Source organism: Enterococcus viikkiensis, assembly GCF_005405345.1.
GTDB classification, from domain to species: Bacteria; Bacillota; Bacilli; order Lactobacillales; family Enterococcaceae; genus Enterococcus_A; species Enterococcus_A viikkiensis.
The window spans coordinates 1-18,309 of record NZ_BJDW01000002.1 but is presented as its reverse complement, the minus strand read 5'-3'; the positions used below and the strand labels follow the sequence as shown (position 1 = coordinate 18,309).

General features: G+C 41.8%; 15 protein-coding genes. 2 read left to right on the top strand and 13 right to left on the bottom strand.

The annotated features are described in order from the left end of the window. Nucleotides 1-1,011, bottom strand: coding sequence for a tryptophan ABC transporter substrate-binding protein (gene trpX / locus FFM67_RS01475; RefSeq protein ID WP_137612906.1), 1,011 nt, complete (start codon nt 1,009-1,011; stop codon nt 1-3). Nucleotides 1,012-1,378: 367 nt separating this feature from the next. Then, nucleotides 1,379-1,939 carry a hypothetical protein gene (locus FFM67_RS01470; protein WP_137612905.1) on the bottom strand — a complete coding sequence of 187 codons (561 nt, stop codon included), beginning with the start codon at nt 1,937-1,939 and terminating at the stop codon, nt 1,379-1,381. Nucleotides 1,940-2,113: 174 nt separating this feature from the next. Here FFM67_RS01470 and FFM67_RS01465 point away from each other — a divergent pair, with 174 nt between their 5' ends. After that, nucleotides 2,114-3,781 carry a phosphoenolpyruvate carboxykinase (ATP) gene (locus FFM67_RS01465; protein ID WP_137612904.1) on the top strand — a complete coding sequence of 556 codons (1,668 nt, stop codon included), beginning with the start codon at nt 2,114-2,116 and terminating at the stop codon, nt 3,779-3,781. Between the two features lie 81 nt (nt 3,782-3,862). Next, nucleotides 3,863-5,566, top strand: coding sequence for a fibronectin-binding protein EfbA (efbA, locus tag FFM67_RS01460; protein ID WP_137612903.1), 1,704 nt, complete (start codon nt 3,863-3,865; stop codon nt 5,564-5,566). Here efbA and FFM67_RS01455 read toward each other — a convergent pair. From FFM67_RS01455 to pyrR, 11 genes are all read right to left on the bottom strand, one after another. Continuing rightward, complete coding sequence (locus tag FFM67_RS01455; RefSeq protein WP_137612902.1) at nt 5,563-6,585, bottom strand: AI-2E family transporter; 1,023 nt, start codon at nt 6,583-6,585, stop codon at nt 5,563-5,565. The two genes, efbA and FFM67_RS01455, sit on opposite strands and share 4 nt — an antisense overlap. 143 nt (nt 6,586-6,728) lie before the next feature. After that, a complete protein-coding gene (gene pyrE / locus FFM67_RS01450; RefSeq protein ID WP_137612901.1) occupies nt 6,729-7,355 on the bottom strand; it encodes an orotate phosphoribosyltransferase in 627 nt (208 codons plus the stop codon). Continuing rightward, nucleotides 7,356-8,072, bottom strand: a complete 717-nt coding sequence (pyrF, locus tag FFM67_RS01445) for an orotidine-5'-phosphate decarboxylase (protein WP_137612900.1) — start codon at nt 8,070-8,072, stop codon at nt 7,356-7,358. 15 nt (nt 8,073-8,087) lie between these two features. Further along, on the bottom strand, nt 8,088-9,020 hold the full coding sequence (locus tag FFM67_RS01440; protein ID WP_137612899.1) for a dihydroorotate dehydrogenase: 933 nt from the start codon (nt 9,018-9,020) through the stop codon (nt 8,088-8,090). Beyond that, nucleotides 9,020-9,808 (bottom strand): dihydroorotate dehydrogenase electron transfer subunit, encoded by a 789-nt coding sequence (locus tag FFM67_RS01435; RefSeq protein WP_371851558.1) that lies wholly within the window; start codon nt 9,806-9,808, stop codon nt 9,020-9,022. The genes FFM67_RS01440 and FFM67_RS01435 overlap by 1 nt, the downstream gene beginning before the upstream one ends. A gap of 33 nt (nt 9,809-9,841) precedes the next feature. Beyond that, on the bottom strand, nt 9,842-13,024 hold the full coding sequence (gene carB / locus FFM67_RS01430; RefSeq protein ID WP_137612897.1) for a carbamoyl-phosphate synthase large subunit: 3,183 nt from the start codon (nt 13,022-13,024) through the stop codon (nt 9,842-9,844). Beyond that, complete coding sequence (locus tag FFM67_RS01425; RefSeq protein WP_137612896.1) at nt 13,025-14,104, bottom strand: carbamoyl phosphate synthase small subunit; 1,080 nt, start codon at nt 14,102-14,104, stop codon at nt 13,025-13,027. Nucleotides 14,105-14,108: 4 nt separating this feature from the next. Beyond that, nucleotides 14,109-15,389: a dihydroorotase gene (gene pyrC / locus FFM67_RS01420; protein ID WP_137612895.1), complete on the bottom strand. Its 1,281-nt coding sequence runs from the start codon at nt 15,387-15,389 to the stop codon at nt 14,109-14,111. 13 nt (nt 15,390-15,402) lie between these two features. Further along, entirely contained in the window at nt 15,403-16,329 is a 927-nt protein-coding gene (locus tag FFM67_RS01415) for an aspartate carbamoyltransferase catalytic subunit (RefSeq protein ID WP_137612894.1), read from the bottom strand. Nucleotides 16,330-16,364: 35 nt separating this feature from the next. Further along, nucleotides 16,365-17,636: a solute carrier family 23 protein gene (locus tag FFM67_RS01410; protein WP_137612893.1), complete on the bottom strand. Its 1,272-nt coding sequence runs from the start codon at nt 17,634-17,636 to the stop codon at nt 16,365-16,367. A gap of 34 nt (nt 17,637-17,670) precedes the next feature. Beyond that, a complete protein-coding gene (pyrR, locus tag FFM67_RS01405; RefSeq protein WP_137612892.1) occupies nt 17,671-18,207 on the bottom strand; it encodes a bifunctional pyr operon transcriptional regulator/uracil phosphoribosyltransferase PyrR in 537 nt (178 codons plus the stop codon). Nucleotides 18,208-18,309: the final 102 nt, after the last annotated feature.

Genomic DNA, 18,309 nt, shown 5'->3' with positions numbered 1-18,309 from the left:
CTACTCTCCTTTAACTACTTCTGCTTTCTCTTTAACACTAGCAGGAATCGTAATTCCTAACTCTTTCGCTTTTTCTTCGTTAATAATCATGTCACCGTAATCGATCACATTCACTGGGGTCGTTGCTGGTTTAGATTTACCGTTTAATACATCGGCAGCCATTTTCCCAGATTCCACGCCGAGTTTGAATTGATTTTGTCCGACTGTAGCGATCCCGCCTTCTTTTACCATATTATCAACTGAAACAAAGACTGGCTTTTTCGCTTTATCTGATTCATTGATCATTGTTTGGAAGGCACTAGCGATCGTATTGTCTTGTGGAATATACAAATAATCTGTTTCTTGACAGGCTTGCTGGGTGATCTGAGCAATATCGTTACTAGAGCTGATAGCATATTTTTTGACTGTCAATCCGTCATTTTTCGCACGTTTTTCTGCTCGATCGATTTGTGATTTAGAATTTTCTTCTGAAGACGAATAGATCATACCGACTGTTTTCGCATCTGGAAATAATTTCTTCGCCATATCAAGTTGCTGATCCACTGGGGTCAAGTTGTTCACTCCAGTGATATTTCCTCCAGGATGTTTTAAATCTTTTACAAGACCTGCACCGATCGGATCACTGATTGCTGACATAATGATTGGTTTATCAGTAGTCGCATTGGCTAATGCTTTAGCTGCGGGTGTCGCAATACCGACTAGAACGTCTGAATTTTTGTCCAACAATTGCTGACTCATACTGTTTAATTTACTTTGGTCGCCTTGACCATTCAAAAATTCGATTTTGATATTCTTGCCATCCTCGTAGCCTTCTTCTTTCAAGCCTTCGATCACACCATTTTTGATTTGGTCTAATGACGGATGGCTGATAAATTGCAAGATTCCAACGGTTCTCATTTCTTCTTTTGTTTCAGTTGCACTCGTTTGTCGTGAACCCATTTGATAGGCGAATACCCCAATTAAAATGACTGCTAATGCGATGATTGATCCGATAATCCCTTTATTTTTCATGATAAATTCCTCCGATTTTTTTGTTTGATTACAAATAAATAGACAACTACCCAAAAAGTTTACGGTAGTTGTCCTGAAAAAAACAAAAACCGCATAGATAGTCTCTATGCGGGAATAGACATGAAAAAATATCCAGCATAGATACAAAATTTAGAAGTTGTCTAAACGTTGTATCTATGAGTGAATTCATAAATACAACTTATCTACGCCAGTTTTGCCAGCTATTCAATTGATGATTAGATAAGTTTGCTTGTCTCATGAATGTCACTCCTTCTTGATTGATGTTGACGTTAGTTTAGCGGAAAAAAAATCGACTGTCAACACTTTTAATTAAAAAAAGCTCATTGTTTTTCGAATATTCTCATTTTCACTCTTTTAATTTCCACATCGGTAAGCGATTTAGTTCAGGGATAAATTCGTTATTTAAGTCCTTCAAGCTTTCCACTACGAAGCGATTTTTTTCTTTCCCGTTTTGGAAGAAAATGAAGGTTACCTGTCGTGGATCAAGCCGATATTTTTCGGCGATCGTTTCACTATCGTAAACGATTGGATAATAATAAAATTTTCGATTTAACATATTTTCTTGATCTGGGTCGTCAAGAATGGTCATAACATTTTCAAAAGAAGTCCCGTCTGGTTGGCTAAACATGATCGAGATCGCTTTAGTTTGTTTAATCTTTTGTTCAATTGTTTGATACTTTAAAGGAATCAAATGATCGGACTTTAACGAACGGAACACTAATTCATTCAGTTGATCTTGTCGAATATTTTTTTGCGCATAAACGGCCGAAGCTGAAAAAACAAGTGTCATTACAACTAAACTAAAGAGGATCGTTAAGGAACGGCGCTCATTTTCAGAGACGATATTAATAAATTTATGCCAATAAATAATCACATTCTCTTTAAATGTTTCTAGATACCTAGCCATATTCACGCCCTCCTTCTTATCATTATATTATTTTTATCTTAAAAGCGCTACCTTGATAAAGATGAATCCATTATCCTCATTCATTTTTATTGAATAACGTTTTTTTATTTAATTGTGAGCGCTTTATTTTAATGCTATTATAATGATAACGATTTAATTCGAGGAGGTTTTCAGATGAGTAGTATTGAACATTTTAGTCATGAAGACATCACCAAAAAGAATTGCCTTTTTTCGACTATTCGCAGTGTGATTGAGACCGCTTTTTATGGGAACAACGTGACACAAATTCGTCATTTGACGGATGCTTATACCTTAGCAAAAAATAGCCCTGGAACAATCACTACTGATCTAAGCGTCGCCCACTCCGACAACTTACAACTACCGACAGATGCAAAAGTTTTAGTTACGAATGATGGCACTATCGTAGGTCGAACTGCAGCAGCGCGAAGAATTGTGGGACAAGAAGGCATTGATGCAAATTTTTATAGTGAATTACTACGAGAAGCGGTCTTTCAGTCAAGAGACAAGCAATTTTACTCTGGCGCTGTGCTGGTAGGTTTAGACGAAGAATTTACGGTGAAGGCTCATTTGATGCTCCCCTCTGACTACAGCCCAAACCTTTATTCCTACTTATTAAATTTCCAAATTGATGATGCAAAGCAGCAGTTTTATCACAAATCTAAAGCCATTAATACCGGGGATTTATTCCTTTTTGCAGACCCGGATTGGCAGCACCCTGATTTTCCTGATGGTGTTGTGGTAATTGATCCGAAGCATAATTGCGCCGGTATTTTAGGACTACGCTACTTTGGCGAATTAAAGAAAGCGACGTTGACCTTAGCTTGGGCCACGGCCCATCGCAATGGGTTTATTGCTTGTCATGGTGGTATGAAACAATACTTGTTGGAAAATAAAAAATACACGATGGCCGCTTTTGGTTTATCTGGTTCTGGAAAATCAACCATCACTTTAGCAAAACCTAAAAATAAAGGGGAAGTCGACGTTCTTCACGATGATGCCTTTGTAATTTCCAAAGATACAGGTTCAACCACGGCTTTAGAGCCGTCTTACTTTGATAAAACGCAGGATTATCCGATGACTAGTGAACAAATCCAATATATTGTAACTGCTCAAAATGTTGGCGTCACTTTAGATAAGGAGAATAAGAAAGTTTTAGTCACCGAAGATATTCGTAACGGCAACGGCCGCAGCATTAAGAGCCGTTATGCTACGCCGAATCGGGTCGATCATATTGCTGAAAAAGTTGACGGATTATTCTGGATCATGAAGGATGACAGTCTACCCCCTCTAATCAAAATAGAAGATCCTTCGTTGGCTGCTATTTTTGGAGCCACTTTAGCTACCAAACGTTCGACAGCTGAAAACGTCGTTGGCGAAAAGTCTGATCAATTAGTGATCGAACCTTTTGCGAATCCCTTCCGCTGTTATCCGTTACAGGAGGATTATCAAGATTTCAAAGAGTTATTCGAAAAACAGCAAACAGCTTGCTTCATTTTGAATACCGGTGATTTTAAAGAGAACAAGGTCACGCCAGAACAGACCCTTTCCAGTATTGAAAAAATCATTGACGGTTCAGCTTCCTTTAAACCCTTCGGACCTTTAGATAAAATCAGTTACTTACCGGTAAAAGGACATGAGCCAAATTTCGATAGCCAAGATTACTTGCTCCATTTAATGAGTCGCTTAGAAACGCGTCTAGCCTTTGTTCAGTCGCGCAAAACTTTTCACAGAGGGTATGATCGTTTGCCGAACGAGGCGGAGCAATTGTTATTAGGGCTGCTGGATCAACTCAATAGCTACAAAGAAACAATTAATCTTTAACCACTTGCCAGTGACTTACTTGGTCACTGGCCCTTTTTTGTTTATAATAGAACTATTACGAATAGAAATGAGGGATAAAATATGTCCTTTGATGGAGTTTTTACCCATGCAATGGTGCGGGAGTTAAATGATCAGCTTAGCACCGGAAGAATTTCCAAGATTCACCAGCCTTACGAACATGAAATTGTATTAGTCATCCGTGCACAAGGCAAAAATCAGAAGCTCCTGCTTTCTGCTCACCCAAGCTATGCTCGGATCCAATTAACCGAGATTGCTTATACAAATCCTGATACTCCCCCAAATTTTGTCATGATGCTGCGGAAGCATTTAGATGGCGCTATCTTGGAAGACATTCACCAAATTGAAAACGATCGGGTTGTTCATTTTACATTTAGCAAACGAGATGAGCTTGGTGACCTGCAAAATATTGTCCTCATCGTTGAGTTGATGGGTCGTCATTCAGCGATCGTATTATTAAATAAGCAAACGGGAAAAATTCTGGATACGATCAAACATGTCGGTCATTCGCAAAATACTTATCGGTCGTTATTGCCTGGTAGCGAGTATATCGAGCCGCCGAAACAAACTCAACTAAATCCATTTCATGTTACGAAAGAGCAAGTCTTTACGCTGCTTTCTACCGCCGAAGAACTAGATGGCCGTTACTTGCAGCAAACTTTTCAAGGTCTTGGACGGGACACCGCAAACGAATTAGCCCTGCGGTTAGCTGAAAAACCCAATGAAAAAATGGCTGTCTGGTCTGATTTTTGGCAAAGTATTCAAAGCAACTTGGTCCCTACCCTTGGTACAATCGGCCAAAAAGAATTTTTTGCCCCTTTAGCTTTCAACAGCTTTGATACGACAACGACTTATCAAAGCCTAAGCAACTTGTTAGATGCTTTTTACGGTGAAAAGGCTGAAAAGGATCGCGTCAAACAATTAGGCAACGAACTGATTCGTAAAGTCGATAACGAAATCAAACGTAATCAGACGAAGCTAGCTAAACGTGAAAAAACTTTACAAGATTCAGAGAATGCCGAAGAATATCGAAGAGATGGTGAACTGCTGACAACCTTTATGGCACAAGTCCCTCGCGGTGCTGAAAGCATCCAGTTGGAAAATTATTACGAAGAAAACACGCCAATCACAATTGCCTTGAATCCAGCTTTAACACCAAATCAAAATGCTCAAAAATATTTCCAAAAATATCAAAAGCTAAAAAATGCTGTCAAGCTGATTTATGACCAAATCGCTGATGCGAAAGCTGAAATTGCTTATTTGGAATCCGTCTTATCACAACTAGAAATTGCTGGCCCAATGGATATCGAAGTGATCAAAGAAGAACTGATTGCCAGCGGCTATTTAAAACAAAAAGGTAGCAAGAAAAAGCGTAAACACAGCCCTTCTAAGCCCGAACATTTCATTGCTAGTGATGGTACTGAAATTCTAGTTGGTAAAAATAATTTGCAGAATGATCAGTTAACCTTGAAGCAAGCTCGTAAAACGGATATTTGGCTCCATGCCAAGAATATCCCCGGCTCCCATGTCATCATTAAAAGTGATGATCCTAGTGATGAAACCTTAATGGAAGCGGCGGAGCTAGCGGCTTATTTCTCCAAATTCCGACAATCAGCGCAAGTTCCAGTGGATTATGTCGCAGTTAAGCATGTCCATAAACCAAATGGTGCCAAGCCCGGATTTGTAATCTACGAAAATCAAAAGACTCTTTTTGTCACGCCTGAAGAAACTTCGATTGAACAATTACGCAAAAACGGAACAGCTTAATCAAGCTGCTCCGTTTTTTTTGTTCTTATTTTTACTCCTAAAATTTCTAAGAAGAAATTAAAGATCGGAATCCCAACAATCAAGCCCCATACTCCTAAGAACCGTTCACTAAACAACAAAATGACGAAAGTATAAAAAATCGGCAACTTAGTTCGACTGGACATAAACTTCGGATTTAAAATATAGGCCTCAATACAATGGACGATTACAATCAGGATCAGCACATAAATAACCGTTTGGATCCCGCCCGTTGAATAGGCAATCAACGTTAGTGGAATACAAGAAAAAATCACTCCCGCCACCGGAATTAAACTCAAAAAGAAAATCATAATCGCTAAGGTCGGCAGCTGAGTAAAACCGATTAAGCCCAGGCCTACCGTTGTAATCATTGTATTTACAAGCGCGATCAGCAATTGTACCTCTACGACTACCCCAAAAGTTTCAACGAATACTTTAGCAAAGTAAAACAAATCTTGGAAAAACCATGCATATTCACTACTCAAAAAATTACGAGAGAATAAGACTGTTTTTTCCTTTTCTACCATAAAAAAGAAACTCAATAGGAAAGACACGACAAATTCCACAGCCAAACGTCCGACATTTTGTAATTGGACTAGAATTATTCCAGCGCCACTCTCTAATTTGTCTTGCCAATTATGGTTTTTAAAATAATCAGCAATAAAATTTGTAATGACATCCGATTGGAATTCTTTATGCTGGTAAAAATGGACAATCGAATCATAAGTTGAAACGACTTGATCGATTAGAATCGTGGAATAACGTGAAATTAGTAAATACAAAAGTACTAATTCAATGACATAAAGAATTGTCGTCAATAAAAAAGTCGGTGCCTTGATAAAACGTTGAACAAACGTAACGATCCTGACAGAAATCAACGTGAAGATAAACGTCAATAAAATCGGAGTCAAAAAGTCTTTGACTAAAAAGAGAATGAAGATTACTAGTGCGAGGACTGTGAATCTTCGTAAACGGGTATTGTTTATAAATTTTTCATACATCTAAGTACCTCTTTTCTAAAAAAACTTCTGAAAATACTATACCATTAATGTTCTGTTTCAGCTCTTAATATACTGTCATAACGACGCGACAAAATAAAAAAAGCACCCACAGATGCTTTTTTTTTTACCTTATTACAATTTTTTTAATTTAACCAGTTTTCTGGGTCTTGACGCCATTTCTTTAATCGTTCAAGTTGTTCTTGATTAATATAATTTTCTTTTAAGGCACTTTCGATTAAAGTTGAATAATTAGTCAAAGTCACTAATGGCATGTTAGCCGTCTCGAAATTTTTCTTTCCTTTAGCTAATTCATAAGTGAAGATCGCCGCCACACCTAAGACGTCGGCTCCTTCTTTTTTCGCCGCTTGTGCCGCTTCTAAAACACTACCGCCAGTTGAGATCAAGTCTTCGATCACGACCATTTTCTGTCCTTTTTTAATACGGCCCTCGATTTGATTGCCTTGACCGTGATCTTTGGGCTTACTGCGAATATAGACCATTGGTAAATCCAACAATTCGGCTACCCAAGCTGCGTGAGGAATCCCTGCCGTCGCTGTTCCGGCAATTACTTCCGCATTCGGGAATTCTTGTTTGATTTTTTCCGCTAAGCCGTTTGCGATGGCACGGCGAACTTCTGGATAGCTCATAGTTACGCGATTGTCACAATAAATTGGTGACTTTAATCCACTTGCCCAAGTAAAAGGTTCATCGGGACTTAAAGAAACTGCTTCGATTGATAATAAGTCGTTCGCGATTTGTTCTGCGATCATTTATACTTCACCGTTCCATTCTTGTTTAATTTTTAAATAGCTTTGATAAGGATCTTCGGCCTGAGTGATTGGTCGGCCGACGACAATATAGTTGGAGCCAATTGCTCGAGCCTGGGCGGGCGTCATAACGCGTTTTTGATCACCGACACTGGCACCATTTGGACGAATTCCAGGAGTTAAGCAGATAAAGTCTTCGCTCGTTGCTTCGTGAATTTTTTCGACTTCATGAGCGGAACAAACGACTCCTTCCAGCCCGGCTTTTTTTGCACACTTCGCATAATGCAAAACACTTTCTTGTAAGCTGACGTTAATCAATTGATCTTCGTGCATCTGCACTTCGCTAGTAGAGGTTAGCTGCGTTACAGCTATTAATTCTGGAATCACTTGGCCGTCACTCGTTCCTTCAATCAAACCTTGTTTAGCAGCGGCCATCATTTCTATGCCGCCGGCTGCGTGGACATTCGTGATCTTGACACCCATTTTTGCAATACCTCGCATCGCTTTTTGAACCGTATTGGGAATGTCATGCAACTTTAAATCAAGAAAAATATCATGTTCTTGTGACCGTAAAAAATTCACGATTGCGGGACCTTCCTGGTAAAAAAGCTCCATCCCAATCTTTACGAACAATTTTTCTTCTAAAGGAAAATGCGTTAAAAAAGTTTCAATTTCATGTTTCGACGCAAAGTCAAAAGCAATAATCGGTCGTTGTTCCATTTTTCTGCCTCCTGTTTAGCTATGCAGAAGCGGACTAGCAGCCCGAACTTCTTGTCGTAATTGTTCTAAGGATTCAATCCCTAGTTCCGCCATGCGAATGGGTAGTTCTTCAATCAACTTAGGACAAATATAGGGATCAGTAAAATTCGCGGTTCCGACTGCCACCGCACTTGCTCCTGCCATGAACATTTCTAGTACATCATCTACTGTCTGAACACCGCCCATGCCAATGATTGGTAGATTGCTGACTGATGCTACTTGATTGATCAAACGAATCGCTACCGGTTTGATCGCCGGTCCCGACAAGCCCCCTGTCCGATTCGCTAAAATCGGCTGGCGCGTTTTCAAATCAATCCGCATGCCCAGCAAAGTATTAATCATGGTAAAGCCATCCGCCCCACCTCTTTCAATCGCTTTAGCAATTGGGACGATATCAGTAACATTGGGACTTAATTTGACATAAACGGGAACTTTTGCGACTTCTTTCACTGACTTTGTTAAACGATAGGCCACTTCAGGATCGGTTCCAAAAGCGATTCCGCCATGTTTGACGTTGGGACAAGAAATATTTAATTCAATTGCTTTGACGTTGGGGGCGTCGCCAATTTTGGCACAGACTTCAACATAGTCTTCTTCACAAGCCCCGGCAACATTAGCGATGATCGGCAACTCTTGAAATTTTTCAAGGCTAGGTAAAATTTCTGTTAAGACAACCTCCATCCCGGGATTTTGCAAGCCGATCGCATTTAGCATGCCGCTGGGTGTTTCAGCTACCCGTGGTGTGGCATTGCCAAAGCGTTGTTTTGGTGTCGTTGCTTTGATCATGATGGCGCCTAATTGGTTCAAATCGTAATAATCCGCGTATTCTTTCCCGAAGCCGAAGCAACCACTAGCTGGCATTATGGGATTTTTTAAATCTAATCCAGGTAATTTGACTGTAATACTCATTAAAAAATAACCTCCCCAGCTTGAAAAACAGGTCCGTCTTCACATACTTTGACACTTTTGTTTTCATCTTCCGGCACATGGCAGACACATGCGTAGCAAGCACCCATCCCACAAGCCATTCGAGATTCCAATGAAAGTTGAACATTTTCTAGTTGATTGTATAATTGTTCAACTGTTTTTAATAATCCGTTATTCCCGCAAGCAAAGACTGCATCCGGTTGAGTCGTTTCCGCCAATAGAAGATTGCCGACATTCCCTTGAAGCCCAAAGGTCCCATCATCGGTAGAAAAACGGGTCTCGCCTAGCGCTTGAAACTCATCAGCATAATACACGACTTCTTGTGTACCAAAACCTAAGAAATGGATCACTTTGATGCCTTTTTCATTTAGTTCTTTAGAAAGCTGATACAAAGGCGGAACACCAATACCGCCGCCGACGATAAAGGCTGTGTCTCCTGCATTTAGTTGGTCAATTTCAAAGCCGTGACCTAATGGCCCCATGACGTCTAATTGATCCCCGGCTGAAAGTTCCGCAAAAAACTTTGTGCCGTCCCCTTCCACGCGATAAATAACCGTACACGTTCCTGCATCTTGGTCATATTGGTTGATACTAATCGGTCGACGCAATAATAAATCATTTCTTGGCACGCGGATGTGTAAAAATTGACCAGGCATTTTCATTTGCTGGACTAATTCACCAGCCAAAACCAATTCATAAATTCTCGGTGCTAATTCTTGTTGACCAACGATTGTCATCATTTCCTGCTTCATAACGGCCTCCCTATAGATCAACAGAGTGAAGTGACCTCCACTCTGCCTAAATTAAATTTCTTGAATTGAAAACGCCCTTGATTCCATGACGCGTAGGATGGCATCTGCTGTATCTAGCGATGTGAACAATGGCACACCATGTTCCACGGCTTCTCTTCGAATGATAAAGCCATCTTCAGATGCGTTTTGCCGGTTTTTATCCATCGTATTGATGACCACTTGAGCTTCTCCACTGCGGATCAAATCAATGACGTTATGCTCATCTGACTCCGAAATCTTCGCAATCGTTTTGGCGTTCAAGCCATTTTCTTCTAAGAATTTGGCCGTTCCCGCAGTTGCAATCAGACTGTAACCAACCTCTTTGAAACGTTTTGCTAGAGCCAAGGCTTCCTCTTTCGTTTCATCAGCGACCGTGAACAAGACGGCTCCAAAGTCTGGCAAGTAAAGCCCTGATGCCGCAAAAGCTTTGTACAAGGCTTTTGCCAAACTGCGATCAGTCCCCATGACTTCACCGGTTGACTTCATTTCCGGTCCTAAGTAAGTATCGACTTTTTGCAGCTTCGTAAAGCTGAAGACCGGTGCTTTGACGTGAACCATGTCGCTTTCAGGATACAACCCGTCTTGATAGCCTAATTCTTTCAAGCTTTGCCCTAAGATCGCTTTTGTGGCAATTTGCGCCATTGGGATATTCGTGATTTTGCTCAAGAATGGGACTGTCCGGCTAGCACGTGGATTGACTTCGATGACGAAGACTTCATCATTATGGATGACAAACTGAATATTCATCATACCAATACAATTCATCCCCAAGGCTAAGCGTCGAGTGTAGTCTTCAATCGTGGCCTTTAATTCATCTGAGAAGGTTTGCGGCGGATAAACTGCCATTGAGTCACCCGAGTGGACCCCAGCTCGTTCGATATGTTCCATGATTCCAGGAATCAAAACAGTTTCTCCATCACAGATTGCATCAACTTCACATTCTTTACCAATCAAGTAACGATCGACTAAGACTGGATGTTCTGGGGAAGCTTTGACGGCATTCGCCATATAATCTTCTAAGTCTGCTTGATTTTCGACAATCTCCATCGCTCGTCCCCCAAGGACATAACTTGGGCGAACTAAGACGGGGTAACCGATTTTTTCGGCGATCACCACTGCTTCTTCAGCACTAGTTGCTGTGTCACCTGGCGGCTGCGGAATAGCTAATTTTTGTAAAACTTGTTCAAATTGATCACGGTCTTCCGCTCGGTCCAAATCTTCAATCGCCGTGCCTAAAATTTTGACGCCGCTTTTGACTAACGGTTCCGCCAAGTTGATCGCCGTTTGCCCGCCGAATTGGACGATTACGCCGATTGGTTGCTCCAGCTCAACGACGTTCATCACGTCTTCTAGCGTTAGTGGCTCAAAGTATAATTTATCCGAAACAGAGAAGTCGGTTGAGACTGTTTCAGGATTGCTGTTCATAATGATTGCTTCATAGCCGGCCGCTTGAATCGCTTTTACCGAATGAACCGTTGCGTAGTCAAACTCGACCCCTTGTCCGATCCGGATGGGTCCTGAGCCTAGAACAAGAACTGATTCTCGGTCAGAACGAATACTTTCGTTTTCAAATTCGTAAGTGCTGTAGAAGTATGGCGTTTGTGATTCAAACTCCGCCGCACACGTATCGACCATTTTGTAGACCGGTACGATTTTTTCACTTGTTCTAAATTCTCGTACTTCGTCAGCGGACATGTTCCAAAGTTGTGCGATTTTTACATCGGCAAAACCATTTTGCTTGGCTTGTTTTAACAAGCTAACGTCTTTTTTATTCTGGGCTAACGCTCTTTCTAATTCAACAACGTGGAGTAATTTATCTAAGAAGAACAAATCGACTTTGGTCAATTCATTGATTTCTTGGATTGAATAGTCACGGCGAATCGCCTCCGTTAAGTAGAATAAGCGATCGTCTTGCGCTTTAACCATTTTCTCCGTTAATTCATCGTCGGTTACTTCACTTAATTCTGGCAGTTCTGCATGATAAGTCCCGATTTCTAGTGAACGAACCGCTTTTAATAAAGATTCTTCGATGTTACGACCAATCGCCATCACTTCACCAGTGGCTTTCATTTGTGTCCCAAGTACCCGCTCACCGCTTTCGAATTTATCAAAGGGCCAACGTGGAATTTTTGCGACAACATAGTCTAACGCCGGCTCAAATTCAGCATACGTTGTTTCCGTAACTGGGTTTTTCATTTCATCTAAAGTAAGGCCTACTGCGATTTTGGCAGCCAGTTTCGCGATTGGATAACCAGTCGCCTTACTTGCTAAAGCAGAGGAGCGAGAAACCCGCGGATTTACCTCGATGACATAATAGTTGAAACTGTGTGGATCAAGGGCCAGCTGAACATTACAACCGCCTTCGATTTTTAATGCGCGAATGATAGAAAGTGAAGCATCCCGCAGCATTTGATATTCGTAGTCGGATAAGGTTTGACTTGGTGCGAATACGATTGAGTCTCCTGTATGAATGCCAACTGGATCGAAGTTTTCCATATTACATACGACGATTGCGTTATCCGCTGAGTCTCGCATCACTTCATATTCGATCTCTTTAAAGCCGGCGATTGATTTTTCGATCAAACATTGGGTCGCAGGTGACAGCTTCAAGCCATTTTCGGCGACAGTTCGAAGTTCTTCTTCGTTGTCACACATGCCGCCGCCGGTTCCCCCTAAGGTAAAGGCTGGACGAACAATGATTGGATAACCGATTATGTTTGCAAAGGCCACTGCTTCTTCGACTGTATTGACGATTTCTGATTCAGGAATCGGCTGATCCAATTCTTCCATTAATTGCTTGAATAAATCACGGTCTTCTGCTTGATCGATGGCGGATAATTTGGTGCCGAGTAGTTCGATCTTCAACTCATCTAAGATGCCAGAGTCGGCTAATTCCATCGCCATGTTTAAACCAGTTTGTCCACCTAGTGTCGGCAAGATTGCGTCTGGCAATTCTTTTCGCAAAATACGGGAAACAAATTCCAAAGTAATTGGTTCAATGTAGACTGTATCAGCGATTTCCTGGTCTGTCATGATCGTCGCTGGATTTGAATTGACTAAGACAACCTCGTAGCCTTCTTCTTTTAACGCTAAGCAAGCTTGTGTGCCGGCGTAATCAAATTCTGCGGCTTGTCCGATCACGATCGGTCCTGAACCGATCACGAGGATCTTTTTAATATCTGTACGTTTTGGCATTTATGCTTGCTCCTTCCATGCATCCATCATTTCCATAAATTCATCGAATAAATGAACCCCGTCATGTGGACCTGGTGCAGCGTCAGGATGGTACTGAACACTGAAGGCAGGGTAATTGCGATGACGGACACCTTCGATCGTGCCGTCATTGACTTCCACGTGGGTGATCATTAATTTTTCCGGATCAATGGTCTTTTCATCTACTGCGAAACCGTGGTTTTGTGAAGTGAAATCAATGCGTCCAGTCGCTATTTCACGAACAGGATGATTCAACCCCCGATGACCAAATTTCATTTTATACGTATCTGCACCGTTCGCTAATGAGAAGAGTTGGTGGCCTAGACAGATACCGAAGATTGGGACTTTCCCTTGAATCTGTTTGATCATTTCGATGGCTTCCGGTACATCTTTCGGATCTCCCGGTCCATTCGTCAGCATCACGCCGTCTGGACATAAGTCTAAGATTGTTTGAGCATCAGTGTTATAGGGCATCACTGTTAAGTTGCATTCCCGTCGTGATAGCTCCCGCAAAATACTATGCTTTAAGCCAAAGTCGATGACGACGACATTACGTCCAACGCCAGGACTTGGATAAGGTGTAACGGTTGAAACTTGCGCCACTTGGTTCGTTGGCAAGACCGTTGCTTTTAATTGGTCAAAGGAATGCTCCAATTCATCTGCTGGATCAACGATGCTGCCTTTCATTGTGCCGACACTTCGCAATTTTTTAGTTAACGCCCGCGTGTCGATTCCAGAAATTCCAGGAATGCCTTTGCGTTTTAAAAATTCATCTAGCGTCATTTGATTGCGCCAGTTACTGGCTAGTCGTGCATGTTCTTTTACGATCACCCCTTTACAAGTTGGTGCGATCGATTCGTAGTCATCGCGATTGACGCCGTAGTTTCCCACCATTGGATAAGTAAAGGTGATGATTTGTCCATTGAAGCTTTGATCGGTAATCGTTTCTTGATAGCCGGTCATACTGGTGGTGAACACTACTTCACCGACAACATTTGCTTCAGCGCCAAAGCCTTCACCTTCAAATACTGTGCCATCTTCTAAAATTAAAAGTCTTTTCAACGTCTTAGTCCTCCTTGTTGTATACCAACTGACCATCCACAAAGGTCATTAGTGTTGCACCCTTGACTGGCCAGCCAGTGAAAGGGGTGTTGACTCCTAGTGATGCAAATTTTTTATCATCGATTTTTTCTTCGTGGTTTAGATCAAAGACTGCAATGTCCGCCGGCTGCCCAATCGTTAGTGTGCCGACTGTCATGTCGAAGATTTCCGCTGGTTTCACAGCCATCCAATCAATCACTTGTTCTAAAGTAAATCGTCCTGTTTCAACAAAGTGCGTGTAAATCAATTGGAAGGCTGTTTCACTGCCAACAATCCCAAATGGTGATTTTAGGAAGCTTTGATTTTTTTCTTCAAAACCATGCGGGGCATGGTCGGTAGCGATACAATCAATCGTGCCATCAAGCAAGCCTTCAATCAAGGCTTCACGGTCTTCACTTCCGCGTAATGGCGGGTTCATTTTCCAGTAGCCATGGTCTTCTGGGATGTTTTCATCGATCAAGATCAAATGGTGAGGAGAAACCTCCGCTGTCACATGTACCCCGGCTTTCTTCGCATCACGAATCACGCGAACACTTTCTTTTGTGGAAACGTGGCAAACATGATAATGAACACCGGTCTCTTCTGCTAAGATCAAGTCTCTGGCGATTTGTGAGGATTCCGTAGCACTTAGAATTCCAGGTAAATCAAGCTTTTCACTGATCTTTCCTTTATGCATAACACCGCCGAATAATAGAGATTCATCTTCCGTATGGGCAACCAGTGCCATATTATTTTCCGCTGCTTCCTTCATTGCTAAGTACATGGTTCCAGCTGTTTGTACGCCTACTCCATCATTGGTGAAGGCAAAAGCGCCTGCTGCTTTTAGCCCCTTTTGATCGGTTAGGATTTCACTTCGTAGTTCTTCGGTAATCGGCGCATATTGATGGACTTTTACTACAGCCTCGTTTTCAATGATCGCCATGACGTCATTGAATTTTTCTACTGTGTCAGGTACTGGATTTAAGTTTGGCATTGCGCAAACGGTCGTATAGCCGCCACGCGCCGCTGCTTTAGACCCGTCCTTGATGGTTTCTTTATACGTAAAGCCCGGTTCTCGTAAATGAACATGAACATCAACTAAACCTGGTGTGATTAATTGATTTTTTGCATCGTATTCTTGATCAAACGTCATGCTTGAAAAATCCTTGCCGATACCAGCGATGATACCGTCTTCTAACCAAAGGTCACATGTTGTTGTTTGATTGTCTTTTGTGACGATCTTTCCATTTTTAATCAATGTTTTCATAATATCTGCCCCTTTACGATTTTCCTCTAAGTACTGCTTCTAAAATTGCCATCCGAATGTACACCCCATTGGTCATTTGAGGAACGATTCGCGACTGCAAACTTTCTACCAAGCTATCCGCGATCTCGACATCGCGGTTGACAGGTGCCGGATGCATGATGATGGCACTTGGTTTCAACTCTTTTCCTCGTTCGATCGTTAGACCGTATTTTTCGTGGTATTCTTCTTTTGAAAAACTTTCTTGTCCGTCATGTCGTTCGTGCTGAACTCTTAACAGCATCATGACATCGACTTCTGGTACAAGCTCATCTAACGGTCGATAGGTACCATAAACGTCAAAGCTTTTGTCGTACCATTCTTCAGGCCCGGAGAAGAAAACTTCTGCACCCAAGCGTTTCAGCATTTGCATATTTGATTTAGCGACTCGTGAATGGGTAATGTCTCCAGCGATAGCGACTTTTAAGCCGTTGAAATGACCGAATTCTTGATAAATCGTCATCAGATCTAATAAGCACTGGGTCGGATGTTGTCCGCTGCCGTCACCGCCGTTAACGATTGAGCATTGGATCGTTTTGCTTTGGATTAATTCGTCATAGTAATTTTCATCTCCGTGGCGGATCACTGCCACATCAACCCCCAAGGCTGACATAGTAAGAACGGTATCGTAGAGCGTCTCCCCTTTTTGAACCGAGCTGGTTTTGGCATCAAAATCAATCACATCTAGTCCTAGTCTTTTCTCAGCGACTTCAAAACTTTTGTGGGTCCGGGTACTATTCTCAAAAAAAAGATTAGAGACAAAGTATTGATTTTTATTAGGCGTCCACCGTGCTCCCTGCTTGAATTGCTGAGCTCTTTGAATCAGTCCCATGACTTCTTGATCGGTTAAAGCTTCCACCGTCAATAAATGTTTCAGACTGATTTCTTCTGACTGGATGATCATGAAATTTCCTCCTCTTCCTTCTTCGCTAGTTCTGGTTATTTTTCACTACGTGCCCGTTCTGGCAAGATTAAGTTTAAGATAATTCCTAGGACGGTGGCTAAGGCCATGGCAGATAATGTAAAGGTACCCGCTTCGAAAACCAGTCCGCCGATCCCGATAACTAAAATCGTTGAAGCAATCAATAAGTTCTTTTTACGGTCAAAATCGATTTTGTTCTCAATCAAGATTTTTAATCCGCTAGCGGCGATGACGCCGAACAAGATGAAGCTGATCCCTGAGATGACTGGTCCAGGAATACTTAAGATCAAGGCGCTAAGTTTTCCGACAAAACCTAGTAAGACCGCGAAGACTGCTGCACCTCCGATAACGAAGACACTGTGCACCCGCGTGATTGCCAAGACACCGATATTTTCACCGTAACTGGTTACGGGCGGTCCGCCTACAAGACCCGCGACGATTTGTGCCAAGCCATCCCCCATCAAGGTGCGATCCAAGCCAGGATCATCGAAGAAATTGCGTTTTGTTAATTTATTCAAAACCATCAAATGGCCGATGTGTTCTGTCATAGTAACAAAGGCGATTGGCGCCATCGTTGTAATTGCGCTAATATAAAGCTTTGGTTGATAGCTGACAAAAGGGACATTGAAAGCTGGCATCGCAAGCCATTTCGCATCAATGATCGGTTGATAATCGATGATACCGAAGATCATCGCTGTAATGTATCCGCCGATGATTCCTAAAAGAATCGGAATCAAGCCTAAGAAGCCAGTGAAAAACATATTGAAGAAAATCGTTAACGCTAAGGTGATCAAAGCAACCATTACATATTTGAAACTGTAAGTACCGTTGTTGTACATCGCGTTTTGTGCGGCATTGCTGGCTAAACCCAGACCAATGACCATTACGACCGGTCCTACAACGATCGGTGGCAAAATTTTATCCAGCCATCCCGAACCGATTTTTCGAATAATGAAGGAAACAATCAAGTAAACCAAACCGCAGGTTAGCGCCCCTTGAGCGATTGCTGGATAGCCATCTGATTTCATTAATAATTTCATCGCAGCGATAAAGGCGAAGCTGCTGCCTAAGTAGGCCGGAATCTTTCCTTTCGTTACTGTTAAGTAAACCAGCGTTCCTAAGCCCGAACTGACTAGCGCGATACTTGGGTTGATCCCAACTAAGATAGGAACCAAAACCGTTGCGCCGAACATCGTGAACAAATGTTGAATACTCAAGCCAATCCAATGACCGGTACTTGGTCGATCATGTATATCTAAAACAACGTCATCATTGTGGAACTCTTTCATACAAAAATCCTCTTTCTAGCATCTATACATTTTTTTAGTCTTCTTTTTGGATCATGATCCGATCTTGTCCGTCGTTTTCTTCCATTTCAACGACGATTTCCTCAGTTAAAGCTGTGGGAATATTTTTTCCTACATAATCTGCGCGAATTGGTAATTCGCGATGACCACGATCAACTAAAACGGCTAGTGAAATGCGATTTGGTCGACCTAAGTCGATGACCGCATCTAGTGCTGCCCGAATTGTTCTGCCGGTGAACAAGACATCGTCTACTAAGATCACTTCTTTGCCTTCAATCGAAAAAGGAATATCGGAGGAATGTAATTCTGGTTCAGCCTCTTGCACTTTTACATCATCGCGGTATAACGTGATGTCTAATTCCCCAACTGGAACGTCAATGTGTTCAAGTTGTTTTAAGCGCTCCGCAATTCGTTGGGCAATAAAAATTCCACGCGTTTTGATTCCGATCAAGACAATATCTTGAACCCCTTTATTTCGTTCGATGATCTCGTAGGTGATACGAGTCAACGCTCGTTTCATTGTTACTTCATCTACAACCTCTTTTTTATACATCCTGTTTCCTCCTTATTTTTTACAATATTAATTGTCAAATTAAGTTAGACAATTCCTCTTTGCATATGTGACTCAAGAATACTTCTATTGGTGTTTTATAGT

Excerpts from the sequence above, each read along its gene's own strand:
- trpX (WP_137612906.1), bottom strand. The coding sequence starts at position 1,011 with ATGAAAAATAAAGGGATTATCGGATCAATCATCGCATTAGCAGTCATT.
- FFM67_RS01470 (WP_137612905.1), bottom strand. The coding sequence starts at position 1,939 with ATGGCTAGGTATCTAGAAACATTTAAAGAGAATGTGATTATTTATTGG.
- FFM67_RS01465 (WP_137612904.1), top strand. The coding sequence starts at position 2,114 with ATGAGTAGTATTGAACATTTTAGTCATGAAGACATCACCAAAAAGAAT.
- efbA (WP_137612903.1), top strand. The coding sequence starts at position 3,863 with ATGTCCTTTGATGGAGTTTTTACCCATGCAATGGTGCGGGAGTTAAAT.
- FFM67_RS01455 (WP_137612902.1), bottom strand. The coding sequence starts at position 6,585 with ATGTATGAAAAATTTATAAACAATACCCGTTTACGAAGATTCACAGTC.
- pyrE (WP_137612901.1), bottom strand. The coding sequence starts at position 7,355 with ATGATCGCAGAACAAATCGCGAACGACTTATTATCAATCGAAGCAGTT.
- pyrF (WP_137612900.1), bottom strand. The coding sequence starts at position 8,072 with ATGGAACAACGACCGATTATTGCTTTTGACTTTGCGTCGAAACATGAA.
- FFM67_RS01440 (WP_137612899.1), bottom strand. The coding sequence starts at position 9,020 with ATGAGTATTACAGTCAAATTACCTGGATTAGATTTAAAAAATCCCATA.
- carB (WP_137612897.1), bottom strand. The coding sequence starts at position 13,024 with ATGCCAAAACGTACAGATATTAAAAAGATCCTCGTGATCGGTTCAGGA.
- pyrC (WP_137612895.1), bottom strand. The coding sequence starts at position 15,389 with ATGAAAACATTGATTAAAAATGGAAAGATCGTCACAAAAGACAATCAA.
- FFM67_RS01415 (WP_137612894.1), bottom strand. The coding sequence starts at position 16,329 with ATGATCATCCAGTCAGAAGAAATCAGTCTGAAACATTTATTGACGGTG.
- FFM67_RS01410 (WP_137612893.1), bottom strand. The coding sequence starts at position 17,636 with ATGAAAGAGTTCCACAATGATGACGTTGTTTTAGATATACATGATCGA.
- pyrR (WP_137612892.1), bottom strand. The coding sequence starts at position 18,207 with ATGTATAAAAAAGAGGTTGTAGATGAAGTAACAATGAAACGAGCGTTG.